At 32.3% G+C, this 26,880-nt stretch carries 28 protein-coding genes and 1 other annotated feature; all 28 genes read left to right on the top strand.

What is annotated here, in order from left to right; all coding sequences use genetic code 11:
- Window positions 1-38: 38 nt before the first annotated feature.
- On the top strand, window positions 39-569 hold the full coding sequence (locus AB3K27_RS17050) for a diol dehydratase small subunit (protein ID WP_368488560.1): 531 nt from the start codon (window positions 39-41) through the stop codon (window positions 567-569).
- 442 nt (window positions 570-1,011) lie between these two features.
- Window positions 1,012-1,968 carry a BMC domain-containing protein gene (locus tag AB3K27_RS17045; RefSeq protein ID WP_368488559.1) on the top strand — a complete coding sequence of 319 codons (957 nt, stop codon included), beginning with the start codon at window positions 1,012-1,014 and terminating at the stop codon, window positions 1,966-1,968.
- 6 nt (window positions 1,969-1,974) lie between these two features.
- Window positions 1,975-2,637 carry a phosphate propanoyltransferase gene (locus tag AB3K27_RS17040; RefSeq protein ID WP_368488558.1) on the top strand — a complete coding sequence of 221 codons (663 nt, stop codon included), beginning with the start codon at window positions 1,975-1,977 and terminating at the stop codon, window positions 2,635-2,637.
- 12 nt (window positions 2,638-2,649) lie between these two features.
- Window positions 2,650-3,651 carry an ethanolamine utilization protein EutJ gene (eutJ, locus tag AB3K27_RS17035; RefSeq protein WP_368488557.1) on the top strand — a complete coding sequence of 334 codons (1,002 nt, stop codon included), beginning with the start codon at window positions 2,650-2,652 and terminating at the stop codon, window positions 3,649-3,651.
- Window positions 3,652-3,711: 60 nt separating this feature from the next.
- The gene (locus AB3K27_RS17030) at window positions 3,712-4,662 is read left to right on the top strand and encodes a flavoprotein (protein WP_368488556.1); all 951 of its coding nucleotides are present in this window, start codon (window positions 3,712-3,714) and stop codon (window positions 4,660-4,662) included.
- A gap of 33 nt (window positions 4,663-4,695) precedes the next feature.
- Window positions 4,696-4,977: a EutN/CcmL family microcompartment protein gene (locus AB3K27_RS17025; RefSeq protein WP_011989415.1), complete on the top strand. Its 282-nt coding sequence runs from the start codon at window positions 4,696-4,698 to the stop codon at window positions 4,975-4,977.
- A gap of 474 nt (window positions 4,978-5,451) precedes the next feature.
- Window positions 5,452-6,777, top strand: coding sequence for a 4Fe-4S dicluster domain-containing protein (locus AB3K27_RS17020; protein ID WP_368491268.1), 1,326 nt, complete (start codon window positions 5,452-5,454; stop codon window positions 6,775-6,777).
- Between the two features lie 17 nt (window positions 6,778-6,794).
- Window positions 6,795-7,343, top strand: a complete 549-nt coding sequence (locus AB3K27_RS17015) for a BMC domain-containing protein (protein WP_368488555.1) — start codon at window positions 6,795-6,797, stop codon at window positions 7,341-7,343.
- A gap of 118 nt (window positions 7,344-7,461) precedes the next feature.
- On the top strand, window positions 7,462-8,790 hold the full coding sequence (locus AB3K27_RS17010; protein WP_368491267.1) for a 4Fe-4S dicluster domain-containing protein: 1,329 nt from the start codon (window positions 7,462-7,464) through the stop codon (window positions 8,788-8,790).
- Between the two features lie 17 nt (window positions 8,791-8,807).
- On the top strand, window positions 8,808-9,356 hold the full coding sequence (locus AB3K27_RS17005) for a BMC domain-containing protein (RefSeq protein ID WP_368488554.1): 549 nt from the start codon (window positions 8,808-8,810) through the stop codon (window positions 9,354-9,356).
- 69 nt (window positions 9,357-9,425) lie between these two features.
- Window positions 9,426-10,751, top strand: coding sequence for a 4Fe-4S dicluster domain-containing protein (locus AB3K27_RS17000; RefSeq protein ID WP_368491268.1), 1,326 nt, complete (start codon window positions 9,426-9,428; stop codon window positions 10,749-10,751).
- A 17-nt stretch (window positions 10,752-10,768) separates the two neighbouring features.
- On the top strand, window positions 10,769-11,317 hold the full coding sequence (locus tag AB3K27_RS16995) for a BMC domain-containing protein (RefSeq protein ID WP_368488555.1): 549 nt from the start codon (window positions 10,769-10,771) through the stop codon (window positions 11,315-11,317).
- Window positions 11,318-11,538: 221 nt separating this feature from the next.
- Window positions 11,539-12,867, top strand: a complete 1,329-nt coding sequence (locus tag AB3K27_RS16990; protein ID WP_368491267.1) for a 4Fe-4S dicluster domain-containing protein — start codon at window positions 11,539-11,541, stop codon at window positions 12,865-12,867.
- A gap of 17 nt (window positions 12,868-12,884) precedes the next feature.
- Window positions 12,885-13,433 (top strand): BMC domain-containing protein, encoded by a 549-nt coding sequence (locus AB3K27_RS16985; RefSeq protein WP_368488554.1) that lies wholly within the window; start codon window positions 12,885-12,887, stop codon window positions 13,431-13,433.
- 220 nt (window positions 13,434-13,653) lie between these two features.
- Window positions 13,654-14,091 carry an ACT domain-containing protein gene (locus tag AB3K27_RS16980; protein ID WP_368488553.1) on the top strand — a complete coding sequence of 146 codons (438 nt, stop codon included), beginning with the start codon at window positions 13,654-13,656 and terminating at the stop codon, window positions 14,089-14,091.
- Window positions 14,092-14,170: 79 nt separating this feature from the next.
- Window positions 14,171-14,474: a binding site (T-box leader), on the top strand.
- A gap of 77 nt (window positions 14,475-14,551) precedes the next feature.
- On the top strand, window positions 14,552-15,793 hold the full coding sequence (locus AB3K27_RS16975; protein ID WP_368488552.1) for a homoserine dehydrogenase: 1,242 nt from the start codon (window positions 14,552-14,554) through the stop codon (window positions 15,791-15,793).
- A 137-nt stretch (window positions 15,794-15,930) separates the two neighbouring features.
- Entirely contained in the window at window positions 15,931-16,848 is a 918-nt protein-coding gene (gene thrB / locus AB3K27_RS16970; protein ID WP_368488551.1) for a homoserine kinase, read from the top strand.
- 232 nt (window positions 16,849-17,080) lie between these two features.
- Window positions 17,081-17,593, top strand: coding sequence for a GNAT family N-acetyltransferase (locus tag AB3K27_RS16965; protein ID WP_368488550.1), 513 nt, complete (start codon window positions 17,081-17,083; stop codon window positions 17,591-17,593).
- A 58-nt stretch (window positions 17,594-17,651) separates the two neighbouring features.
- The gene (locus tag AB3K27_RS16960; RefSeq protein WP_368488549.1) at window positions 17,652-18,332 is read left to right on the top strand and encodes a hypothetical protein; all 681 of its coding nucleotides are present in this window, start codon (window positions 17,652-17,654) and stop codon (window positions 18,330-18,332) included.
- 177 nt (window positions 18,333-18,509) lie between these two features.
- Window positions 18,510-18,770 carry a DUF4321 domain-containing protein gene (locus tag AB3K27_RS16955; RefSeq protein ID WP_368488548.1) on the top strand — a complete coding sequence of 87 codons (261 nt, stop codon included), beginning with the start codon at window positions 18,510-18,512 and terminating at the stop codon, window positions 18,768-18,770.
- A gap of 11 nt (window positions 18,771-18,781) precedes the next feature.
- Window positions 18,782-19,360: a Maf-like protein gene (locus tag AB3K27_RS16950; RefSeq protein ID WP_368488547.1), complete on the top strand. Its 579-nt coding sequence runs from the start codon at window positions 18,782-18,784 to the stop codon at window positions 19,358-19,360.
- A gap of 14 nt (window positions 19,361-19,374) precedes the next feature.
- Entirely contained in the window at window positions 19,375-20,061 is a 687-nt protein-coding gene (radC, locus tag AB3K27_RS16945) for a DNA repair protein RadC (RefSeq protein ID WP_368488546.1), read from the top strand.
- 20 nt (window positions 20,062-20,081) lie between these two features.
- A complete protein-coding gene (locus AB3K27_RS16940) occupies window positions 20,082-21,092 on the top strand; it encodes a rod shape-determining protein (protein ID WP_368488545.1) in 1,011 nt (336 codons plus the stop codon).
- A gap of 16 nt (window positions 21,093-21,108) precedes the next feature.
- Window positions 21,109-21,969: a rod shape-determining protein MreC gene (mreC, locus tag AB3K27_RS16935; RefSeq protein WP_368488544.1), complete on the top strand. Its 861-nt coding sequence runs from the start codon at window positions 21,109-21,111 to the stop codon at window positions 21,967-21,969.
- Between the two features lie 11 nt (window positions 21,970-21,980).
- Window positions 21,981-22,472: a rod shape-determining protein MreD gene (gene mreD, locus AB3K27_RS16930; RefSeq protein WP_368488543.1), complete on the top strand. Its 492-nt coding sequence runs from the start codon at window positions 21,981-21,983 to the stop codon at window positions 22,470-22,472.
- A 41-nt stretch (window positions 22,473-22,513) separates the two neighbouring features.
- A complete protein-coding gene (locus AB3K27_RS16925; protein WP_368488542.1) occupies window positions 22,514-25,195 on the top strand; it encodes a penicillin-binding transpeptidase domain-containing protein in 2,682 nt (893 codons plus the stop codon).
- 230 nt (window positions 25,196-25,425) lie between these two features.
- Window positions 25,426-26,058, top strand: a complete 633-nt coding sequence (gene minC, locus AB3K27_RS16920) for a septum site-determining protein MinC (RefSeq protein ID WP_368488541.1) — start codon at window positions 25,426-25,428, stop codon at window positions 26,056-26,058.
- A 14-nt stretch (window positions 26,059-26,072) separates the two neighbouring features.
- Window positions 26,073-26,870, top strand: coding sequence for a septum site-determining protein MinD (minD, locus tag AB3K27_RS16915; protein ID WP_368488540.1), 798 nt, complete (start codon window positions 26,073-26,075; stop codon window positions 26,868-26,870).
- The last annotated feature ends 10 nt before the right edge of the window (window positions 26,871-26,880 follow it).

Genomic DNA, 26,880 nt, shown 5'->3' with positions numbered 1-26,880 from the left:
AAAAACATTATGAGTAAATTTTGAATAGGAGTGGAGCTATGAGCAGTAATGATTTAATAGAACAAATAGTTAAAGAAGTTTTGAAAAGTATGGAATCTATTCAAAATAATCAACAGAAATATAAATCTGAAGAAATTCATGGTGGTAGAAAATCTTGTGAAGTTGTAAATAAAAAAGATTATCCCCTAGGTAAAAAGAGACCGGATCTTATAAAGACAAGTACAGGTAAAGCTATAAATGATATAAGCTTAGAAAATGTGTTAAGTGGAAAAATAACTTTAGATGATGTTAAGATAAATAAAAAAACACTTTTATATCAGGCTCAAATAGCGGAATCTGTAGGTAATATTCAACTTGCAGCAAATCTTATGAGAGCAGCTGAACTTACCGTAGTTCCAGATGATAGGGTGGTAGAAATTTATAATGCTTTAAAACCTCATAAATCTACAAAACAGCAATTAATTGAAATAGCAGACGAACTTGAAAGTAAGTATAATGCTAAATTAAATGCTGAGCTTGTTAGGGAAGCGATTGAATCATATGAAAAAAGGAATATGATAAAATTGTAGATTTTAAGAGAGTGTTTAAATTTTAAATACCAGATATAGTGAGGTAAGTTGTAGCATAATGTCAATTTAAAAATGTAGCTTTTGGTTATAATAAAATAGATAAGTTTGCCTGTAAAGCTTCAGAAAAAATCTATAATGGAGACAGCTAGTGCGATTGAAAACGATAGGAGCAGTACTTCATCGCTATAAACTTAAAGAAAATCACCCTCTTATTAATAAAGGACTCTAGATATTTATGAAAGAATAAAGTAGGTATAGAATAATTGGGTGTAACGCTTCAAGATTCTATAAAGTTATACCTTTGAGATCAATTTATAGTGCAAGTAATGAGAAATTAGAACAACGGACAAAGTAGTTCTGTAGTCATTTATATTTTTAAGAAGTTTAATTATTCTCTAAAATTTATGCATTAACTCCATAATGTAGCAAGGGGGGGATTTTGATGAATGGAGAAGCTATTGGTGTTATTGAAACTATTGGAATGACTGCAGCAGTAGAAGCTGCAGATAGTTGTGTGAAATCGGCTAATGTAACCCTTATAGGTTATGAGTTGACAACAGGTGGACTTGTAGCAATTAAAATAGAAGGTGACGTAGGAGCGGTTAAAGCTGCCATTGATGCAGGAAAAGTAAGTGCAGAAAGAATAGGTACCGTAGTTGGAACTCTTGTTATACCAAGACCTGCACAGAATTTACACAAGATTATAGAATCTAATTCAACAGTAGGAATTAAAAATACAGAACCAGAGGAAAATTTAATTTGTGATAAAGAAGCACAAGAAACTTTAGTTTCTGAAAAAAATTTAGAATCAGAAAAGGATTTGATTCCAGAAGAAGCTGAAGAACCAAAAGAGAATTCAGCTCCAGAGGAAACTGAAAAATTAGAAGAAGATTCAGTTTCAGAAGAAACTGAAAAATCAGAAGAAGGTTCGGCTCCAGAAAAAGCTGAAGAATCAAAAGAGAATTCAGCTCCAGAGGAAACTGAAAAATCAGAAGAAGGTTCGGCTCCAGAAGAAGCTGAAGAATCAAAAGAGGACTCAACTCCAAAAGAAACTAAAGAGCCAGAAGATTTAGCTCTTGAGAAAGATATAGAATTGGAAAAAGATTTAACTCCTGAAAAAGATGTAGAGTCAGATAAAGAAAAAGTTGAGAACACAGAAGAAAGTTTGACTCTTAAAGAAAGCATGGAGCCAAATAATAATAATTCTAATGAAGAAGCAAAGGAAAAAGATGCAGAAGTAACTACTAAAAAAGATAAAGCTAAAGCAGAAAATCATGTTTCTTCAAAAAAGAATGCTAAAGATAATGAAGTATGTAATATATGTCGTGATCCTGCATGCCCTAGGAGAAAAGGACAGCCAAGGCATTTATGCCTTCATTATAAAAAGATGGGAAAGTGATGAATTATGGTAGAAATAAATGAAAAATTAATACAAGATATAGTAGCTAAAATTGTAACCGGAACTAAGCCTGAACCTAAAGCTGAAATTGATAAGGATGGATTTTCTATACCTGTAGGTATATCTAATAGGCACATCCATTTAACTAAAGAGCATTTGGAATGTTTATTTGGTGAAGGATATGAATTAACAGTTAAAGGTCCAGTAAAGCAACCAGGACAGTTCGCAGCAAATGAAACTGTTGCTATTGCAGGAGCAAAAGCTATCTTTCCTAAAGTAAGAATTTTAGGACCTATAAGAAGCTACAGCCAAATTGAACTTTCTAGAACAGATTCACGTACTCTTGGTATAAAAGCACCAGTTAGAAATTCAGGAGATTTAAAAGGTTCAGAGACTCTTTCTGTTATTGGGCCTAAGGGATCAATAATTCTTAAGAATGGAGTTATATGTGCTAATAGACACGTTCATATGTTACCGGAGCAGGCAAAAGTTTACGGAGTGAAAGATGGAGATTTAGTAAAGGTAGAAACTATGGGAGATAAAGGGGTCATTTTTAAGAATGTTTTAGTTAGAGTAACTGATACATCCGCTTTAGAGTTCCATATAGACACAGATGAAGCTAATGCGTGTGAGATAAAAAATAATGCTTTAATTAGAATATTAAAATAAGCAGGTGATGATATGGCAAGAAAGCTTTCAAAAATTTTATTAGGAGTGAATGATCCACCTAAAAAATCTTTAAAACGTGATGTGCCTAAAGAAACTCCAAAAGAAAAAGAAGCTGCAAATGAAAATGTAAAAGAAGTTGAAAAAGAAGATGTAAAAGAAAATGTACCTAAAAAACCAGTTAAAAAAAGTATATTAGATGATGCTAATGCATTCATAATGGATATGGAGAAAGTTATGAAAAATCCTAGGGCAGTAGGTAAAGATGATAAATTGAAAGTTGGAGTAGATTTAGGTACTTCTAATATTGTTGTAGCAGTATTAGATGAAAATAATAGACCAGTGGCAGGAGAGTTGTTTTCTGCAAATGTAGTTAGAGATGGTATAGTTGTTGAATATCTGAATGCCGTAACTATACTTAGAAAGTTAAAGGGTAAATTGGAGGGTACTTTAAACAGAGAATTATTATATGCTGCTACGGCTATACCACCAGGAATAAGTGCAGGGAATACAAAGGTTATTCAAAATGTGGTAGAAGCAGCAGAATTTCAAGTAAGTAATGTAGTAGATGAACCAACTGCAGCTTCTGAAGTCTTAAAAATAAAAAATGGTGCAGTGGTAGACGTAGGTGGCGGAACTACAGGAATATCCATATTACAAGATGGAGAAGTAGTGTATTCAGCGGATGAACCTACTGGAGGACATCATTTAAGTTTAGTTGTAGCTGGAGCACTTCAAATGGATTATGAATCGGCAGAGAAATACAAAGTTGATATGAAAAATTATAATAGAGTGTTTACATTAGTAAGGCCAGTGGTAGAAAAAATGGCAGATATAGTTGTTCAGCATATTAAGGGATTTAATGTAAATGAAATTTATTTGGTTGGAGGAACCTGTTGTCTAAAAGATATAGAAAAGGTATTTGAAAAGTATACAGGTATAAAAACTATTAAACCACACGATCCCCTTTTAGTAACACCTATGGGAATTGCTATGAATGACACTAAATTTAGTTAGAAAGTATTCTATAAAGTGCGACTAGGGGTTAGATGACTTAAAAATAAGTGAGGTGAGTAAATGGATATTCAAGATTTACTGAGACCTATAGTTACTCAAATTGTAAATATGTTAAATAAAAGAGCACTTTTGTTTATATCTGGAGGAGAAGTTAACTTAAAAGAGATATTTGAATCTCTTTCTTCCATGGGCATTATAAAATACGATATAGTTATGACAGAAAATGCCAAAAACATTATTCCAGAAGTTTACATTAGTAGTTTAAAGGGAAAGGTGATAGAATCTAAAGAAGAATTGACTAATGCTACAAAAGCAGATGATTTAGTAGTAATACCTGTAATGACTAGGAATACATTGTCTAAATGTGCAGTTGGAATACAAGATAACTTGGTTACTACAGGTATAGCGGAAGCTCTTATGATGGGTAAAGAAATAATTGCAGTAACAGATAGTTTTGATCCTGAAAATCCTACAAATGTGTCTTTAGGACTTAGTAAAAATAAGGCATATAATAAATTTATATTGAATTACAAGGATAGTTTGAGTAGTTTAGGAATTGATTTTGTAGAAGGAAATAACTTGAAGAAAGCAATAGAAGAAAAATGTGTTCTTATAAATCACAGGACTGTACATGGCAGCGAGAAGAGTAAGCCTGTGAATAAAGAAAGCATGGAAGATCTAATCAGTGCTATAGTAGAGAAACAAATAAATAGTAGATTAGGAAATACAAAGCCAGTAAACAATACTGTACAAGAACAAGCAAGTAATACTGTAGAAAGAGTAAAAGACACACCGACAGTTTGTGAGATTCCAAAAGTATCTTCAGATTCGAGTTCAAATGAACTGAAAACAATTGAAGACAAAAGAATGTTATCAGGGATTATAACAATGAAAGATATTACGAAAAATGCTCACGGATGTAAGGAAATTAATGTAAAGCAAGGTGCTTTAATAACTCCTTTAGCAAAAGATTATATAGATAATAACGGTATAACTGTAAAGTATTGTTAGAAACTGAAAAACTTTAAGAAAAGGAGAGTAAGTATGTTTTTAGCTAAAGTAGTGGGAAACGTTGTTTCTACTCAGAAGCATGAAAAGCTCATAGGAAATAAACTTCTAATAGTTAAAAAACTAGATGAAAAAGAAAATATAATACAAACTGAACCTATGGTTGCTATAGATACAGTAGGTGCCGGCATTAACGAAATTGTTATTGTTGTTACAGGAAGTGGAGCAAGAAAAGCAAGTAATACTATAGATATACCAACAGATGCTTCAATTGTAGGAATTGTAGATTCCGTTGAGTGGAACGAAAGTTTAATTTAATGCATCCTTTTCAAAATAATATTTTATGTGATAATAAAAATGAAGTATGCACTAAAATTGGTGATAGTAGAAGTACAAATTTAATTGGTTAAGTGAGAAAAAGCAAATATTGAATCAAAATTATCAGTTTACGAAAATATTATTGTAGAAATTCTAAAATTGATTTGGCAAAGATTTATATGGAATATGAAGATTTGTACAAGTTCCTTTAGTTGGTTTTAGTGAATATATTCTTAAATAATGTTGTTTATGATTAGAATATATGTTGTTATTTATTTTTTAAGAGGGTTCTTTGTTGTATGTACCCATTGTATTTGCAAGTGAAGGTTTATATGATATTTATAATATTATGACACTAATATAAGTAAAGGATTAACAGTTGTAAATTTCTTTACTGAGCTTAGAAAATGGAGTATAATGTCATAGATAGTAATATAAATATTACAACACTTTAGAGGGAAGAGAGGTGTAATGATGGATTTACTAAAAAAGATTAAAGATGCAGGTATTATAGGAGCTGGAGGAGCAGGATTTCCGACTCATGTAAAATTGAATACCAAAGTTGAATATTTCATAGTAAATGGTTTGGAATGTGAACCATTACTGCAGTCAGATAAATATTTGATGAGAAACTATAGTGACCAGATAGTAGAGACTGTACAAAAAATAGGGGAAACAATTGGAGCAGAACATGCTGTAATAGGCTTAAAATCAGCTTATCATACTGAAATAGAAGCACTTAAAAAGTCCATAGACAAATTAAATTCAACAGTAGAGTTATTTTTAAGTGAAGCTTTTTATCCTGCAGGCGATGAGCAAGTATTGGTTTATGAAGTAACAGGAAGGACAATACCACCAGGAGCAATACCTTCAAGCGTAGGGGCAGTGGTATCAAATGTAGGTACAGTAGTCAATATTGCTGATGCTATTAATGATAAACCGGTTACATACAAGTATGTAACTGTTATAGGAGAAGTAGGAAGCCCTGCTATTATAAAAGTTCCAATAGGTACAAAAGTTATGGAATGTATAGACAAGTGTGGAGGTACTACAGTAGATGATTATATAGTAGTAATGGGTGGACCTATGATGGGAAAGAAGCTTTCAAAAGAGGAAGCAGAAGACACTGTTATTACAAAAACTAACGGAGGAATTATAGTAATTCCAAGCAATCATCTTATAGCACAAAAAGAAACAATATCAATAGACCATATGATAAATAAGGCAAAATCATCCTGTATACAATGTCATTATTGTACAGATATGTGTCCAAGATTTTTAATTGGACATCCTATGCATCCACATAAGATAATGAGAGGTATAGCTTTAAGTGAAGGAAATGAAGCACTAAAAGAAGCAATAATATGTTGTCAATGTGGAGTGTGTGAAATGTTTGCATGTCCTATGGGATTATCCCCAAGGAGAATGAATGCATATGTTAAAGCACAGATGATGGCAAAGGGTATAAAATGGAAGAATGAAACAGACCATTTTGAAGGCAGAATAATGAGAGAAGAAAAGAGAATCCCGACAGGTAGATTAATTGCAAGATTAAAGATGGATAAATATAAGGGACAGGCAATTAAAGAGGGAGAAGAATTAGTTCCAGGACAGGTAAGTATTCCATTGAAACAAGGTATAGGTGCACCATCTACAGCAATAGTTTCTGTAGGAGATACAGTAGAAGTAGGACAGATGGTAGGTGCAATAGACGAAGGGAAAATGGGAACAAATGTACATGCCAGCATTAAGGGCGAAGTTATAGAAGTAAATGAAAATGTAGTCATAAAGGCTATATAAAAAGTTGAGGTGATATCATGGTAAGAACTATAGGAATGATAGAGTTAAATAGTATAGCAAGAGGAATGAAGACAGCAGATGCCATGGTAAAAGCTGCAGAAGTAAAGTTGCTTTTATCAAAGACTGTTTGTCCAGGAAAATACATTGTATTAATTACAGGAAATGTAGGAGCTGTTACAGCTTCAATAGAAGCAGGAGTACAAATAGGAGGACAGCATGTAGTAGACAAACTATTGCTTCCAAATGTACATGAACAGGTAATTCCTGCAATAAATGAAGCAACAGGTGTTTCACAATTAAAAGATTTAGGAGTTATGGAATTCTTCAGTATAGCAACAGGTATAGTTGCAGCAGATGCGGCAGCTAAAGCAGCAGATGTACAGCTTATAGAAGTTAGAATGGGAGTAGGAGTAGGAGGAAAGTCCTTCGTAACTCTTACAGGAGATGTAAGTGCAGTTAAGAATGCAGTAGAAGCTGGAGTTAATATTTCACTTGAAACTGGAATGCTTGTAAATAGTGAAGTTATATCCGGACCAAGTAAAGATTTATTACAATATTTATTGTAATATTTAAATTTGTTATGAATGCACCTTCTTATGCAGACATGCTTTGAAGGGAAGTATATAATTAATAGTAAAAGTAATATAAATATTACGACATTTCAGGGGGAAGAGAGGTGTAATGATGGATTTACTAAAAAAGATTAAAGATGCAGGTATTATAGGAGCTGGAGGAGCAGGATTTCCTACTCATGTAAAGCTTAATACCAAAGTTAAATATTTCATAGTAAATGGTTTAGAGTGTGAACCACTATTACAGTCAGATAAATATTTAATGAGAAATCACAGTGATGAAATAGTAGGTGCAACAGAGATAATAGGAAAATCATTAGGGGCAGAAAAAATTGTAATAGGTTTAAAAGAAGTTTATTATGATGAAATAGATGCACTTACAAAGTCTATAAAAAAGTTAAATTCTTCAGTAGAACTGTTTTTAAACAGAACTTTTTATCCTGCAGGGGATGAACAGATACTGGTTTATGAAGTAACAGGAAAGACAATACCACCAGGAGCAATACCTTCAAGTGTAGGAGCAGTGGTATCAAATGTAGGTACAGTATTTAATGTATTTGAAGCTCTTAAGGATGAGCCCGTTACATACAAATATGTAACTGTTATAGGAGAAGTTGCAAGTCCTGCAATAGTTAAAGTTCCTATAGGTACAAAAGTTACAGAATGTATAGAAAAATGCGGAGGAGCCACTGTAGGCGATTACGTAGTAATAATGGGCGGACCTATGATGGGAAAGAAAATCTCAAAAGAGGAAGCACAAAACACAGTTATTACAAAAACTAACGGAGGAATTATAGTAATTCCAAAGGATCATTATGTAGCTGAAAGAGAAAGACTTACTATAGATGAGATGGTACACAGAGCAAAAGCAGCCTGTGAACAATGTCGTTATTGTACAGAACTATGTCCTAGATATCAGATTGGACATCCACTACACCCACATAAAATAATGAGAACTATGGCATTAGGGAGAAACGATGAAGAGGTTCTTAAGGAAGCAATAATGTGCTGCCAGTGTGGAGTATGTGAAATGTATGCATGTCCAAATGGGTTATCTCCTAGACGTATAAATGGATATGTTAAAGCTCAACTAGGAGCTAAAGGTATAAAATGGAAGAACACTACAGATGTATTTGAAGGAGACCCTCAAAGAGAATACAGAAAAGTTCCTACAGGTATGTTAATAACAAGACTGGGAATGAATAAATACAAAGGACAACCATATAAAGAAAATGAAGAGTTGGTACCAGCACAGGTAAGTATTCCTTTGAAACAGGGTATAGGTGCGCCATCTACAGCAGTTGTTAAAGTAGGAGATGTGGTTAAGAAAGGCCAGAAGATAGGGGCAATAGATGAAGGAAAAATGGGAACAAATGTACATGCCAGCATCGATGGAACTGTTGTTGAAGTAAATGAAAATGTAGTCATAAAAGCTATTTAAGGGTTGAGGTGATAACCATGATAAGAACTATAGGAATGATAGAATTAAACAGTATAGCCAGGGGAATAAAGACAGCAGATGCTATGATAAAGGCAGCAGAAGTTGAATTACTTCTGGCAAAGACTATTTGTCCTGGTAAATACATTGTATTGATTACAGGAAATGTAGGGGCTGTTACAGCTTCAATAGAAGCAGCAGTGAGCATAGGAGGAAAACATGTAGTAGACAAGTTATTACTTCCAAATGTTCATGAACAGGTAATTCCTGCAATAAATGAGGCTACAGGTGTTGTAAAATTAAAGGATTTAGGAGTTATGGAATTCTTTAGTGTGGCAACAGGTATTGTTGCAGCAGATGCGGCAGCTAAAGCAGCAGATGTACAGCTTATAGAAGTTAGATTAGGAATGGGAATGGGCGGAAAATCTTTTGTAACTCTTACAGGAGATGTAAGTGCAGTTAAGAATGCAATAGAAGCCGGGGTCAATGTTTCACTTGAAACTGGAATGCTTGTAAATAGTGAAGTTATATCCGGACCAAATAAAGATTTATTGCCACATTTGTTATAGAATATGTAAGAATAATATAAGTAGAGTAGTATAGTATTACAACACTTTAGGGGTAAGAGAGGTGTAATGATGGATTTACTAAAAAAGATTAAAGATGCAGGTATTATAGGAGCTGGAGGAGCAGGATTTCCGACTCATGTAAAATTGAATACCAAAGTTGAATATTTCATAGTAAATGGTTTGGAATGTGAACCATTACTGCAGTCAGATAAATATTTGATGAGAAACTATAGTGACCAGATAGTAGAGACTGTACAAAAAATAGGGGAAACAATTGGAGCAGAACATGCTGTAATAGGCTTAAAATCAGCTTATCATACTGAAATAGAAGCACTTAAAAAGTCCATAGACAAATTAAATTCAACAGTAGAGTTATTTTTAAGTGAAGCTTTTTATCCTGCAGGCGATGAGCAAGTATTGGTTTATGAAGTAACAGGAAGGACAATACCACCAGGAGCAATACCTTCAAGCGTAGGGGCAGTGGTATCAAATGTAGGTACAGTAGTCAATATTGCTGATGCTATTAATGATAAACCGGTTACATACAAGTATGTAACTGTTATAGGAGAAGTAGGAAGCCCTGCTATTATAAAAGTTCCAATAGGTACAAAAGTTATGGAATGTATAGACAAGTGTGGAGGTACTACAGTAGATGATTATATAGTAGTAATGGGTGGACCTATGATGGGAAAGAAGCTTTCAAAAGAGGAAGCAGAAGACACTGTTATTACAAAAACTAACGGAGGAATTATAGTAATTCCAAGCAATCATCTTATAGCACAAAAAGAAACAATATCAATAGACCATATGATAAATAAGGCAAAATCATCCTGTATACAATGTCATTATTGTACAGATATGTGTCCAAGATTTTTAATTGGACATCCTATGCATCCACATAAGATAATGAGAGGTATAGCTTTAAGTGAAGGAAATGAAGCACTAAAAGAAGCAATAATATGTTGTCAATGTGGAGTGTGTGAAATGTTTGCATGTCCTATGGGATTATCCCCAAGGAGAATGAATGCATATGTTAAAGCACAGATGATGGCAAAGGGTATAAAATGGAAGAATGAAACAGACCATTTTGAAGGCAGAATAATGAGAGAAGAAAAGAGAATCCCGACAGGTAGATTAATTGCAAGATTAAAGATGGATAAATATAAGGGACAGGCAATTAAAGAGGGAGAAGAATTAGTTCCAGGACAGGTAAGTATTCCATTGAAACAAGGTATAGGTGCACCATCTACAGCAATAGTTTCTGTAGGAGATACAGTAGAAGTAGGACAGATGGTAGGTGCAATAGACGAAGGGAAAATGGGAACAAATGTACATGCCAGCATTAAGGGCGAAGTTATAGAAGTAAATGAAAATGTAGTCATAAAGGCTATATAAAAAGTTGAGGTGATATCATGGTAAGAACTATAGGAATGATAGAGTTAAATAGTATAGCAAGAGGAATGAAGACAGCAGATGCCATGGTAAAAGCTGCAGAAGTAAAGTTGCTTTTATCAAAGACTGTTTGTCCAGGAAAATACATTGTATTAATTACAGGAAATGTAGGAGCTGTTACAGCTTCAATAGAAGCAGGAGTACAAATAGGAGGACAGCATGTAGTAGACAAACTATTGCTTCCAAATGTACATGAACAGGTAATTCCTGCAATAAATGAAGCAACAGGTGTTTCACAATTAAAAGATTTAGGAGTTATGGAATTCTTCAGTATAGCAACAGGTATAGTTGCAGCAGATGCGGCAGCTAAAGCAGCAGATGTACAGCTTATAGAAGTTAGAATGGGAGTAGGAGTAGGAGGAAAGTCCTTTGTAACTCTTACAGGAGATGTAAGTGCAGTTAAGAATGCAGTAGAAGCTGGAGTTAATATTTCACTTGAAACTGGAATGCTTGTAAATAGTGAAGTTATATCCGGACCAAGTAAAGATTTATTACAATATTTATTGTAAGATATATAAGATTATATTAAACAAGATAATTTATAGGGATGTAATATAATTTAGTATTATAGAGTTAGCTAAAAATAGAAAAAATAGATACTACTATATTTGTTAAGAATGCACCTTCTTATGCAGAAATGGGCTTTGGAGGATATGACATATAACATTTACAACAATGTAAATACGGTAGTATAAATATTACAACCTTTAGGGGTAAGAGAGGTGTAATGATGGATTTACTAAAAAAGATTAAAGATGCAGGTATTATAGGAGCTGGAGGAGCAGGATTTCCTACTCATGTAAAGCTTAATACCAAAGTTAAATATTTCATAGTAAATGGTTTAGAGTGTGAACCACTATTACAGTCAGATAAATATTTAATGAGAAATCACAGTGATGAAATAGTAGGTGCAACAGAGATAATAGGAAAATCATTAGGGGCAGAAAAAATTGTAATAGGTTTAAAAGAAGTTTATTATGATGAAATAGATGCACTTACAAAGTCTATAAAAAAGTTAAATTCTTCAGTAGAACTGTTTTTAAACAGAACTTTTTATCCTGCAGGGGATGAACAGATACTGGTTTATGAAGTAACAGGAAAGACAATACCACCAGGAGCAATACCTTCAAGTGTAGGAGCAGTGGTATCAAATGTAGGTACAGTATTTAATGTATTTGAAGCTCTTAAGGATGAGCCCGTTACATACAAATATGTAACTGTTATAGGAGAAGTTGCAAGTCCTGCAATAGTTAAAGTTCCTATAGGTACAAAAGTTACAGAATGTATAGAAAAATGCGGAGGAGCCACTGTAGGCGATTACGTAGTAATAATGGGCGGACCTATGATGGGAAAGAAAATCTCAAAAGAGGAAGCACAAAACACAGTTATTACAAAAACTAACGGAGGAATTATAGTAATTCCAAAGGATCATTATGTAGCTGAAAGAGAAAGACTTACTATAGATGAGATGGTACACAGAGCAAAAGCAGCCTGTGAACAATGTCGTTATTGTACAGAACTATGTCCTAGATATCAGATTGGACATCCACTACACCCACATAAAATAATGAGAACTATGGCATTAGGGAGAAACGATGAAGAGGTTCTTAAGGAAGCAATAATGTGCTGCCAGTGTGGAGTATGTGAAATGTATGCATGTCCAAATGGGTTATCTCCTAGACGTATAAATGGATATGTTAAAGCTCAACTAGGAGCTAAAGGTATAAAATGGAAGAACACTACAGATGTATTTGAAGGAGACCCTCAAAGAGAATACAGAAAAGTTCCTACAGGTATGTTAATAACAAGACTGGGAATGAATAAATACAAAGGACAACCATATAAAGAAAATGAAGAGTTGGTACCAGCACAGGTAAGTATTCCTTTGAAACAGGGTATAGGTGCGCCATCTACAGCAGTTGTTAAAGTAGGAGATGTGGTTAAGAAAGGCCAGAAGATAGGGGCAATAGATGAAGGAAAAATGGGAACAAATGTACATGCCAGCATCGATGGAACTGTTGTTGAAGTAAATGAAAATGTAGTCATAAAAGCTATTTAAGGGTTGAGGTGATAACCATGATAAGAACTATAGGAATGATAGAATTAAACAGTATAGCCAGGGGAATAAAGACAGCAGATGCTATGATAAAGGCAGCAGAAGTTGAATTACTTCTGGCAAAGACTATTTGTCCTGGTAAATACATTGTATTGATTACAGGAAATGTAGGGGCTGTTACAGCTTCAATAGAAGCAGCAGTGAGCATAGGAGGAAAACATGTAGTAGACAAGTTATTACTTCCAAATGTTCATGAACAGGTAATTCCTGCAATAAATGAGGCTACAGGTGTTGTAAAATTAAAGGATTTAGGAGTTATGGAATTCTTTAGTGTGGCAACAGGTATTGTTGCAGCAGATGCGGCAGCTAAAGCAGCAGATGTACAGCTTATAGAAGTTAGATTAGGAATGGGAATGGGCGGAAAATCTTTTGTAACTCTTACAGGAGATGTAAGTGCAGTTAAGAATGCAATAGAAGCCGGGGTCAATGTTTCACTTGAAACTGGAATGCTTGTAAATAGTGAAGTTATATCCGGACCAAATAAAGATTTATTGCCACATTTGTTATAATGTAGCATAAAAGTAAAGTGAATTTTAATAACTATAAAAACTAGAACAGAAAGTATTTTATATTAAATTCCAGTAAAATGAACAATTTATTTTACTGGAATTTAATTTTATAGTAAGTTTTTTCATAAAGTTATTGAATATTTATTTTACATATGATAATATAATTCATATATTCAATTGAAAAACACATGTTTTTCAATTGCGGACAAGGTGTGAGCTTATGAAAAATAAATTTCTTATAATTGATACTAATATACTTCCTGATGTATTTGACAAAGTGGTAAAGGTAAAGGAACTTCTTAGGACTGGTGATGTGAAGGATATATCAGAAGGAGTAAAGCAAGTAGGTATAAGTAGAAGTACTTATTATAAATATAGAGATTCAGTTTTTACCTTGTCTGAAGGTATGGCAGGGCATAAAATAACTCTGGGATTAACTTTAGCGCATAAAGCAGGGACATTATCAAAAATACTTGATAGTATAGCACAGAAGAAAGGAAATATTCTTACTATAAATCAAGATATACCTATTAATAATGCTGCTAATGTATCTATAACCTTCGATGCTTCTCAGTTGGAAGTTGAAGTTAATGAATTGATGGAAGATATAAAAATCTTAAAAGGTGTAATAAAAGTAAATTTAGTTGCAGTAGAGTAAAAAAGATGTTTAGTAATATATCCATCCATGTAGTTATTTTAAATACCTGTGATAGTTTAGTTGTATGAAATTATATATAAATAAAACTGTGAAGAGGAAGAGTAAATAATACACTACTTTAAAGAGAGAGGAATTCAACGGCTGAAATGTTCCTTAAGGAAGAATTATTGAAAACCACCTTTGAGTCGTATACTGAAATTTTAATTAAGTATTTCCGCGGATCTGCGTTATGGATATGGAGATAACAGTAGGAAAATTGTAATAAGGATAGCATTATCTATTAATACACATAATTTGGGGTATGTGTATAAAATAATTTTAATTAAATATTGTTAAATATTACTGTTAATTTGGGTGGAATCGCGATAAAACTCGTCCCATGTGGGAAGAGTTTTTTATTTTCATGACAAGGGAATTAATTATTTATTTAAAAGTGTTAAATAAGAAGGAGGGCAATAATATGGCTAATATAGCAATGCTTGGATATGGTGTAGTAGGCAGTGGGGTGGCTGAACTTATATTTAGAAATAAGGATAAATTCAAAAATGAATTAAATGAAGAATTGATATTATCAAAAATTTTGGTTAGAAACATTAGTAAGCACACAAACAATAAGAACAAAGAACTCCTAACAGAAGATATAGATGATATTTTCAAAGAAAAAGTGGACATTATAGTTGAAGCTATGGGGGGGCTTGATCCATCCTATGAATATGTAAAAAGGGCTTTAAATATGAAAAAACATGTAGTTACAGCTAATAAAGATTTAATTGCGGAATATGGTTATGAACTTTTACAGATAGCAAAGAAAAATGGAGTTACCATTCATTTTGAAGCCAGTGTAGGAGGAGGAATACCTATACTTAAGTCAATAAATGAATGTCTTATAGGGAATAAAATAAAGAGTATAAAATCCATATTAAATGGTACCACTAATTTTATATTGTCTAAAATGAATCATAATGGCATGAACTATGAAGAAGCACTGGAACTTGCACAAAAATTAGGATTTGCAGAAGCCAATCCAGAATCAGATGTTAAAGGATATGATGCAGCTAGGAAACTTTCAATTTTATCTACCATTGCGTACAATAAGAGGGTAAACTGGAAGGACATAAATATAGAGGGAATTACAGAAATTGATGAATATGATTTTAAATATGCTAAAATGGAAAAATGCAGTATAAAATTAATGGGAATTAGTAAACTAAGCGATAAACATATTTATGCTACAGTTATGCCTGTTATGGTAAAAGAAGATTCTGTTCTTGGAAAAATTGAGGATGAATATAATGCTATTTTGGTAGAAGGGGATGCTGTGGGAGACGTTATGTTTTCAGGAAAGGGTGCAGGAATGTTTCCTACTGCCAGTGCAGTGTTTGCAGATATAGCAGATATAATTGAACAAAAGAGGGAAAAATGTATTACTTTTAGCAGTGAAAAGGCAGACGTAGATAAGAGTTGGAGATTAAAGGGAAAATGGCTTCTTAGAGTAAAAACACAAAATAGAGTAAAAATTATACAAGGCATATCCTCAAGTTTTAAAAGCTGTTATATTTTATCTAGTACTTTTTCTGAAAATAAAGAAGAAGTAGTAGCTTTTGTCAATGCAGATAATGAGATCTGTATAGATAATTATATTGAAAAAGTCAAATCAAAAGGAGAAGCCTGCGATGTTAAAAAATTGTTAGTTCTACACTGAGAAGTACATCCAAATGAATAGCTGGCGTATTACTAGTTTAGTTACATAGTATTCGTTAATGTAATGATTATTAGCAGAATTTGTTTTCCAAGGTATCTTTATAAAAAATATTTTTATCAATTGGGAGGAAGTTGAATATGGCTAAAGTGAAAGTTAGAATACCGGCTACTACTGCAAATATGGGACCGGGATTTGATACTTTGGGTATGGCTTTAAAGTTATATAATGAAATTGAAGTAGAAGAAATAACTGGAGAAACAGAAATATATAATAATGGGCTAAAATCTGAGGAGGATTTTGGAAATAATCTTATATATAAAAGTATAATAGAAACCATGAATAAAGAAAAATATCCTTATAAAGGATTTAAAATAAATGTAGTCAAGTGTGATGTGCCTATTTCTAGAGGACTTGGAAGTAGTTCTGCTTGTATAGTTGGAGGCATAAAAATAGCAAATGAGATTATGAGAAATAAATTGAACCTAAAAGATATAATTGCCTTAGCTACTAAAATAGAAGGTCACCCAGATAATGTAGTGCCTGCAATAGTAGGTGGTATGGTAGTATCTTTAAGAGTGGGAGAGGATATAAAATATTCTAAGATAGATTTACCTAAGCAGTTAAAATTTGTGGCTATGATACCTCCTTTTCAGGTGAATACAGCTCTTTCTAGAAAAGTTTTACCTAAGTCCTATTTGAAAGAAGAATGTATATTTAATATATCGAGATGTGCTATGCTTGTAAGTGCTCTTTATAATGGGGAATTTGATAAACTTAGAACATGTTTTCAAGATAAAATTCATCAGCCTTATAGAAAAAATTTAATAAGAAATTCTGATGATATTTTTAAAAGAGCAAAGGAATTTGGTTCTATAGGTGAGTTTATAAGTGGCTCAGGCTCTACACTTATGGCCGTATTGGATAAAAATGAAGATGAATTTGTCATATCTATGAAAAAGTATTTAAGTGGACTTAAAGATAAATGGAATGTAATTTTACTTGAGCCGGATTTGGAAGGAGTTAGAACTGTTAATCTAATATCAGATAAATCTTAGAAGAACTTATAAAGGGGCGAGCAGTATTTATCTCCACTTTGAAGATGGGGTATTAGCAGTTGTAGCTTTTGGAACGATATGAGTAGAACACCTCTTTAGTATATTACTTTTTACGCTGATAATATTGAAAAAACATTTTTATTTATGATTTATTTCCATATACCTAAAATAAAGGGATTTAATTATTTGTGTAGAATTTAAAATTAATAGATAAATATAAAGAGGTGAGATTATGTTAGATGTTGAGATAAATCTTAAAGACATAAGGATCTCAAGTGTGGAAGAAAAAGATTTGATTGGAATACAAAAATGGATGGAAACCAATAATGCTTTTCTAAAGGAAGAATCTGCTCTGGAAGAGTTAAAAAATAGATTTTTAGAAAGTTATATAAGTGAATGTGAATTCTTTTTCAAAATAGAAAAGAGTGAAAAGCTAGTAGGTATTTTAAAAGGTAGAGTTGAATTTAAAAAACAAAATGAACTTTGGATATGGTTTTTTTATTTAGATAACATATGTAATAGTGAGGACTTACGTAGTGTTGTAATAAAATATTTAATGAATTATTTTAATAAGATATATGGAGTAAATATTTTCTTTGCCAGAGTAATTAAAGATGAAGCAGACAATGTGAATTTTTGGAAGGATATAGGATTTAGCCTTGCAAGAATGGTAAAAAATTTTTATAATGTCAATGGAAAATATATAGATATGATGCTTATGAAAAAGATTGGTGTATCACAGTAATATTTTTTCTCTCTCTGTAATAATAATATATAGGGATACTATAAGTAGGGGTGAAAAGATGAGATACACACGATATGATTTGAAAAGAGAAAATGGATTTAAGGTTTTTATAGTTTCATTACTAATGATATTTTTTCTTGCTTTTGTAATTGGAACTTTTGTATTTAAAGTAATTGTAAAAAATACAGCTGGTTTTAGTCCAAATGATATAAAAATTTCTGATTCTAGTAATAAGTATGTGAAATTTGTAGCTATTCAAGGTGGAGTCTATAAGGACAAGAATAATGCAGATACACAAAAAAATTTACTGTCTAACTATGGAGTTCCCTTTTCTGTAACAGATTCAGATAAGACGAGAGTTTGCATGGGTATTTATACTGATAAAAATGCCAAAGGCATTATGGATTCTCTTACGAAAAAGAATATAGATAATACAAAAATAGTATTTACTGTACACCAAAATGACTTGTACAATGTAGAATTAACAGAAATAATAAATGCCAATCTTAAGATATTAAACAAGCTCTCAGAAAGTGATGTAAAATCTATAAAAACAGATGAATTAAAAAAATGGTGTGCTTCTTTAAAAGATGTAAAGGGCAGTGATAACAATAGTAAATTAATTTTAAAAGAACTAAAAGAATATATAAATAAACTTCCAGAAGAAATTAAAAAAACAGATGGGGAACAAAATTATATTTACATATTTAATATATTAAAAAAAATAAGTTCTAGTTAATTAAATATTGCTTATAAATAAACTTGAAAAATGTGGCTAGTATAGGGAATTTATACCAATACTTGCCATTTTTATATATAATTTAAAAATTTTTTTGAACAATAATATATTTACTTGTTTATGGTTTTATTAAATGATAAACTATATAAGATATATTATTAAGGTAGGGGATTTTATGTGAAAGGGGTCGGAAAAAGCAGAAGTTTTATATGGTTTTTTATATTTTTAGGGGCCATATGTGGCAGTCTTGTAGGAGATGCTATTGGAAATAATTTTACTTTTTTAAGTTTCTTAAAAAATTTTTATTCAATAGGGATGACTGAGCCAATCGTGTTAAATCTTAAAGTTATGGTACTAACTTTAGGTATAAATTTCAGTATAAATATTGTAACTATAATAGGCATAATTATGGCCATAATATTATATAGAAAATATTAGGAAGTGGTGACATGAAAGTTGTATTGGCTTCGGCCTCTAGTAGAAGGAGAGAACTTTTAAATAGATTAATAGAAAATTTTCAAGTAGTAGCAAGTGATTTTGATGAAAACTCTGTATTGTTTCAAGGAAAGTGTGAATCCTATGTTATGGAACTGGCTGAAGGTAAGGCAAAAGATGTATGTGGAAAACTGCCAGATGAAAGTTTAATAATTATAGGGTGTGACACCACAGTGTTTTTAAAAGGAAAAGTGATGGGAAAGCCAAGAGATATACAAGAGGCATTTTGTATGTTGAAAGCATTAAGTGGAAATGAACATGAGGTGTATTCGGGTATAGCAATCATAGATAAGTTTTCACATAAAACAGTTAAAGATTTTGTATGTACTACTGTAAAATTTTCTGAAATAGATGATAAATGTATAAAAAATTATTTAAAAAAAGAGGAATATAAAGATAAAGCAGGAGCCTATGGCATTCAAGGCTATGGAGGGGTTTTTGTAGAAGAAATTCATGGATGTTATTATAATGTAGTGGGATTACCTTTAAATAAGTTGTATAATATGTTAAGTGGGATGGGGGTAAATTTGTAGTAGGGAGATTTAAAATGAAGAATACTTTGAAGATTATGGATTTGCCCAAAAATGAAAGACCAAGAGAAAGGTTATTTAGATATGGTTCGGAAGCTTTATCCAATCCGGAACTTCTAGCAGTAATACTTGGAACTGGTATTAAAGGTGAGAATATAGTATCTTTAAGTAACAGGATAATAAAAAATAATGGGGGATTAAATGGGGTCTTTAATTCGGATTTAGAAGATTTTATGAGTATTTCAGGAGTTGGAAAGGCTAAGGCAGCTAAAATAGTGGCTATGGTGGAACTGTCAAAGCGGTTTAAGTCCTACAGAGATGGGGATAACTATAGGATATGCAGTCCTAAAGATGCCGCAGTACTTGTTATGGAAGAAATGAGGGGGATGAAGCAAGAACACCTTAAGGTTATCCTGTTAAATACAAAAAATATGGTTATAGGAATTAAAAATGTGTTTATTGGAAGTTTAAATTCATCTATAGTGCATCCAAGAGAAATATTTTTTTATGCTATAAAAAAGAACAGTGCTTCTATAATTTTATGCCATAATCATCCTTCTGGAGATCCGTCTCCTAGTAATGAAGATGTAAACGTAACTTTTAGATTAAAAAAGTGTGGTGAGCTTTTAGGAATACAATTAGTTGATCATTTAATAATAGGAAATGGAATATTTATTAGTTTAAAAGAAAAAGGAATTTTGTGAGATTGAAAGGAGAAATTTAAATGGGTTTTTTTGGAATGTCTAAAGATATGGGAATTGATTTAGGAACAGCTAATACATTGATATATGTTAAAGGAAAAGGAATAGTACTCAGAGAACCTTCTGTGGTGGCTATAAATAAAGATGTTAAAAAGGTAATGGCTATAGGTAATGAGGCAAAGGATATGATAGGTAGAACTCCAGGCAATATAGTAGCCATAAGACCATTAAAGGATGGAGTTATTGCTGATTTTGATATAACTCATACTATGCTTAGAAAATTTATAGAGAAGGTAAGTCCTAAGTCAGCATTTACAAGCCCTAGAATATTTGTATGCTTTCCTTCAGGAGTTACTGAGGTAGAGAAAAGGGCAATAGAAGAGGCGACAAAACAGGCAGGAGCTAGGGATGTGCTTCTTATGGAAGAACCTATGGCAGCTGCAATTGGAGCGGGGCTTCCAGTACATGAACCTACGGGAAGTATGATTGTAGACATAGGTGGAGGAACTACAGAAGTTGCTGTGGTATCCCTTGGAGGAATTGTCACAAGTAAGTCACTTAGAATTGCTGGAGATGAATGGGATCAAGCTATAATAAGTTACATAAAAAAAGAGTATAATTTGATGATAGGTGAGAGAACAGCAGAAAATGTAAAAATTCAATTAGGTTCCGCATATGACACGGGAGAAGAAGATTCTATGGAAATAAGAGGAAGAGATTTAATATCAGGGTTACCTAAAGTTATAAATATAACTGAAAGTGAAGTTAGAGATGCTTTAAAGGAACCTATACTGTCCATAACTGATGCCATAAAGACAACTCTTGAAAAAACACCGCCAGAGCTTGCATCAGACCTAATGGATAAAGGAATTATGCTGGCAGGTGGAGGAGCAATGCTTAAGGGATTAGATCAATTAATAAATATAGAGACACATATGCCAGTGCATATAGCTGAATCACCTCTTGACTGTGTTGCCCTAGGTGCAGGAAAAGCATTAGATACTATTGATAAAATAGTAGCTAGTAGAAAATAGTTATGAGTGATATGTTATGCGATTTTTGAAAAATAAACTTGTAATGACAGTAATAATACTCTCAATTATTTTTTTGATATTAATTTCTTTTAGTTTCAAGAGTGATGGTAATTCAGTTATAAGAGATGGTGTAGGTATTACTTTTAATTCTCTGCAAGGAGGATTATACAAAATTAATAATAAAATAAAAGAGTCTATAAGTTTTATTTTAAATTTTTCTGACGTTAAAAAAGAAAATGAGCAATTGAAGAAAAAAAATAGCTCTTTAGAAAATAAACTTGTAGAATACAATTCTTTAAAAAGTGAGAATTCTAATTTGCGAAAAGAGTTGAATTTTAAAAGTGAAATAGAAGAATATAATTACATAGGCTGTGACATAATAGGAAAAAGCAGCAGTGGAATTTTAGATGAAGTTGCTATAAATAGGGGAAGTAAAGATGGGATAGAAAAACAAATGGTAGCTGTTACTGCAGATGGCTTGGTAGGACAAGTCGTCCATGTGGAAAAGAATTGGTCTATAGTTCAATGTTTAACTAATGAGAATATGGCAGTAGGGGGAACTGTTGATAAGACAGGAGATGAAGGTGGAGTAATAAATAGTGGTATTGTAAAAGGTTATAAAAGTGAGGAAAGCAAGTTTTTGGCTAAGCTTTATTATCTTCCACAGGAATCTACTGTAAAAGAAGGAGATATAATTTTAACTTCAGGAATTGATAATTCTTATCCAAGTGGAATTAGAATTGGAAGTGTAATAGATGTAGAAACGGATAAAGGAAAAGTAATGAAGAATGCCCTGATAAAACCTTATGTGAACTTTGATAAAATTCAACAATTGCTTATAGTAATCCCTAAAAATAAAATAGATATAAAATACTAGGGTGATGAAAAATGAAAAAAATATTAGTATTAAGTCTCTTATCTATAGTGTTGTTTGTATTAGACAATATATTAATGCCTTTCTTTGCCATAAAAACTTTTTATCCAAGTCTTCTTTTGATTTTTATAATCTGTTATTCTATTGTAAATGGAAAGTGGGAAGGATTATGGCTTGGAGTATTTGTGGGACTATTACAGGATGTATATTTCTCACGAGGCTTTGGAATAAATGGATTTACAAATATGATAATATGTGTCATAGCAGGAGCTGTAGGGGATAGCATATTCAAAGAAAAAAGACTTATTCCGGTTATCTCTTGTTTCCTACTAGCTTTATTTAAAGGTATTTTAATGTTTGGGTTGTTATATTTATATGGTATATATGTGAATATAAATAAAGTATTTTTTATAAGTATTTATGATATGGTATTATGTATTTTCATGTATAAGCCTATATATAATCTTTGTAGTAAAGAATATATGCAAGTTAAATGGAAATTTTAAAAGCCAAAATGGGGCATTTTATAATTTGGAGGTGATATTTTGTGAGAAGTAAGAAGCATACTAATATTACAAGGTATACTGCTGTTATAATAATTATGTTATTTCTTTTTATAACTATGGCTATGAGACTGTTTTTCCTGCAGGTGGTACAGGGTAAGGAATATAAGGAACAGTCAAACAATAAGTCTATAAGAGAAATACCTGATGTTGCTCCTAGGGGAGATATTTTAGACTGTAATGGAAATAAATTGGCTAAAAGTACACTAGGTTATGTGTTGGTATATAATCAGCCGGATGAAACTGATGATACGAATAAAAGTGACAGTACATTTTTTTCTGCCATGGACAAAGTATTTAAAATATTGGATGAAAGCGGTGAAACTCAGCAGGACGACTTTGAACTTAAGGTAAATCCCTTTAGATTTGAATTTAGAAGTGATGATGAAAATACCCGGAACAACCTTGAGATAAGATTTAAAAGAGACAGGGGATTAAATAATTCAATAGAAAAAAAAATCAAAAGTAAAAATGAGAATATTTCAGAGGATGATTTGGAGAGCCAGGTTAACAAAGAACTTTTAAAGATATCTGCAGAGGACACCTTTAAAGCACTTTTAAAGGAATATAAAATTCCCAGTGGATATTCACTGGAAGAGCAAAGAAGATTTATGATTATAAGAGATACTTTAAAAATGCAGAGCTTTTCAGGCTATAAACCAGTAACGATAGCAAGTATAAGCAAGGATACTGCTTTTAAGTTTTTACAAATGCTAAATGAACTTCCAGGCATAGATGTAAATACCCAGCCTATAAGGTCATACCCAAATGGAGAGCTAGGTTCTGCTTTTCTGGGATATATATCAAAAATAGCCTCCAATTATGAAAAATATGAAGACAATGGCTATGATATAAGCAGTGATTATGTAGGTCAGGCGGGAATTGAGGCAGCCTTTGAAGATAGATTAAAGGGTTCTAAAGGCGGCAGAATAGTAAAACTTAATAAAAATGGCAGAATACTTGAAGAATTGGGCAGCAGGGATTCCTATCCAGGACAAACTGTTCAGCTTACCATAGACAAGGATGTACAGGCAGCTGCAGAAAAGGCACTGGATGAGAGAATGGAAGAATTAAGAACGAACCCTTATTCCTATGAGAGAGCTGATACCACAAATGCAACCAGAGGGGCAGCTGTGGTAATTAATGTAAATACGGGGGCTATAATAGCCCTGGCCAGCAGACCGGGATATGATCCAAATGATTTTTCAATCCCTGGAAAACTTTCTACAGAGCAATATAACAAATATTTCAATCCTAATTTAGAAGAATTCGGAAGAGATTATATAAGGAAAAGAAATATTACAGCTAATTATCCTGGAAAAAGTGAGGATGAAGTATTGGATATACTTTTCCCTATTGATAAAAGTATTAAAGATAATACTACCATAAGACAGGATCTATATGACATATACCCAAAGCCTTTTTATAATTATGCCACTCAGTCTCTAATACCTCCAGGGTCCACCTTTAAACCCATGACTGCCATTGCAGGGCTGGAAAGTGGAGTTATAACACCTTATTTTAGTTTTTATGATAATGGTACTTATAATCAAGGCGGGAGACTTGTAGAATTTAAATTGGATGGACCAAATGGACTGGTGAATCTTACAACTGCCATACAAAAGTCCAGTAACCCTTATTTTATGGAGGTAGCAAGACTGATTAGAAAAGCTTTTGGGGATGATACTCTGGCTAAATATGCATGGAAGTTTGGACTTGGAGTACCCACAGGTAGTGAAGAAAAACCTGCTACAGGTATAGAAATTCCGGAAAAATTTGGACAGGTATATAATACTCAGTCTAATGAAAATACCTATGCCAATACCTATCTTTGGAAGACCATGTCATCACTTAAGAGCGGACTGGATGACAAGGGAAACAGTATAGTTAAAATAGATTTGTACGATAATGATAGTGATTCTGATAAAGTTAAATCATTGAAAAAGGAAATAAAAACTTTAATACAGAATTCCATAAAGGGTGGAAGCAAGTCTTTTGACAAGGAAAAATACAAGCAATTATTTTCAGAGCTGACATTAGAAGATCCAAATAACAAAAAAAATATCAGTGATGAAGATATGGATAATTTGATTCAGGCTATATACTATATAACTGTTTCAGATGCCAATGCCCAGCTGGATGTACCTGCCAATATAGAAAATGCGGCTATAGGACAGGGGCTAAATCAGTTTACCCCACTTCAAATGGCAAATTATATTGCCACCCTGGCAAATGGAGGAACCAGATACAAGCTTCATCTAGTAGACAAATTTTTAGATTCTGACGGTAACGTTATTGAAGAAGTTAAACCGGAGGTTCTTGAAAATACGGAGGTTAAGGCTGAAAATATAGAGGCTGTTAAAGCAGGAATGGAGGCAGTTAATGAAAAGGGTACTGCATCTCAGGCTTTTGCAAATTTTCCTATAAAGACTGCAGGAAAAACAGGTACTGCAAGTTTAGGAAATCAGGATGAGATTGGAAGAACTGATTATGCAGAGTATGTAGGTTATGCACCACTAGATAATCCTGAAATAGCTGTATGTGTAGTAGTATTTGACGGAGGTATGGGTGCTGGTTCTGCTTACATAGCCAGAGATATTTATTCTGCATATTTTAATTTAAATCAAGATAATAATGATAAAGAAAATTCAGCTGCTAGTGAATAGTAATTAATTCATAAATTTGCGAATAGGATATTCTATTCGCAAATTTATGTATAATAATTAAAATGTAATATTATGTATTTAAATACGGGTTAGCTTAGATAAGATATTCTCAAAAATACTAGGAACTTTAAAAATATAAGAATTTTTGATAAATAAAGTTAAAATATAAGGAGGATTTATATGAATAATGTTGAAATATTATTATGAGGTAACTTATTGGAGGCTAATTTATGATAGATAATAATATATTAGTTAAAGGTAATAAAGAGGGTATAAATATAGTTATAAATATAAATAAATTTAAAGATTTTGAGGAAATGCTAGAAGCTTTAATAAAAAGACTTTCAGTAGGTAAGATGTTTTATAAGGGATGTAATTTAAAAATAATTACAGACTTAAAAAATATAAATGAAAAGCAATTTATAAGATTGAAACATGTATTATTTGAAAAATTTTTAATAAAGGATTGTATATTTGAAGATAGCAATGAAAAACCTAGTAAAATATTTTCGGGTATTTATGAGGGCAGAACTAAATTTTTAAGAAGAACAATAAGAGGAGGACAAGTTGTAAATTATACAGGTAACATAGTTATAATAGGAGATGTAAATGCTGGTTCAGAAATATATGCAGGGGGTAATATAATAGTCTTTGGAACTCTAAGAGGGTATGCTCATGCTGGTTTTGGTGGAAATTCCAAAGCAATAGTTGCTTCAATTTCCCTGCAGCCAGAAATGCTTCAAATTGCTAATTTAGTAACTAGATCGCCAGAAGATAACATGAAGCCCCAATATCCAGAAGTAGCTAAAATTAGAGGAAACATAATAATAGTAGAACCATATTTGCCTAATAAATTTATTTAAGGGAGGTAGTGTAAATGGGAGAAGCAATTGTAGTAACATCAGGCAAGGGGGGAGTTGGAAAAACTACTACTACAGCTAATATAGGTACAGGATTAGCTGCTTTAAATAAAAATGTAGTAGTAGTAGATGGGGATACTGGACTTAGAAATCTAGATATTCTTATGGGACTTGAGAATAGAATTGTATTTACTTTATTAGATGTATTAGAAAATAAATGCAGACTTAAACAGGCTCTTATAAAAGATAAGAGATTACCTAATCTATATCTTTTACCTACAGCACAAACAAGAGATAAGGAAGATATAAGTTCAGAGCAGATGATGAATTTGGTAGAAGAATTAAAGGTAGACTATGATTACGTAATAATAGATTGTCCGGCAGGAATTGAACAGGGATTTGAAAATGCTGTAGTAGGTGCAGATAGGGCATTAATAGTAGTAAATCCTGAAGTTACTTCTGTTAGGGATTCTGATAGGGTTATTGGCAAACTTGATGCTAAAGGTCTTGAAAATCACCAACTTATAATAAATAGAATAAATTATAAAATGACTAAAAATGGAGAGATGTTAGATGTAAATGATATATTGGATAGTTTAGCTATAGAACTTATAGGGGTAGTACCAGATGACAGAAGTATAACTGTTTCAACTAATAAAGGAGAACCAATAGTATTAGATAAAAGTGCTATTTCAGGACAGGCTTTTAGAAACATAGCAAAAAGAATAATAGGAGAAGAGGTACCTCTTATAGATTTAAGTAGTGGGCAAGAAGGATTATTTTCATCTATAAAAAAAATATTTGGTATTAAATAAGGGGGGTAAG

The organism is Clostridium sp. BJN0013 (assembly GCF_040939125.1).
GTDB lineage: Bacteria > Bacillota > Clostridia > Clostridiales > Clostridiaceae > Clostridium_B.
This window is presented reverse-complemented; position numbering and strand designations above follow the sequence as displayed.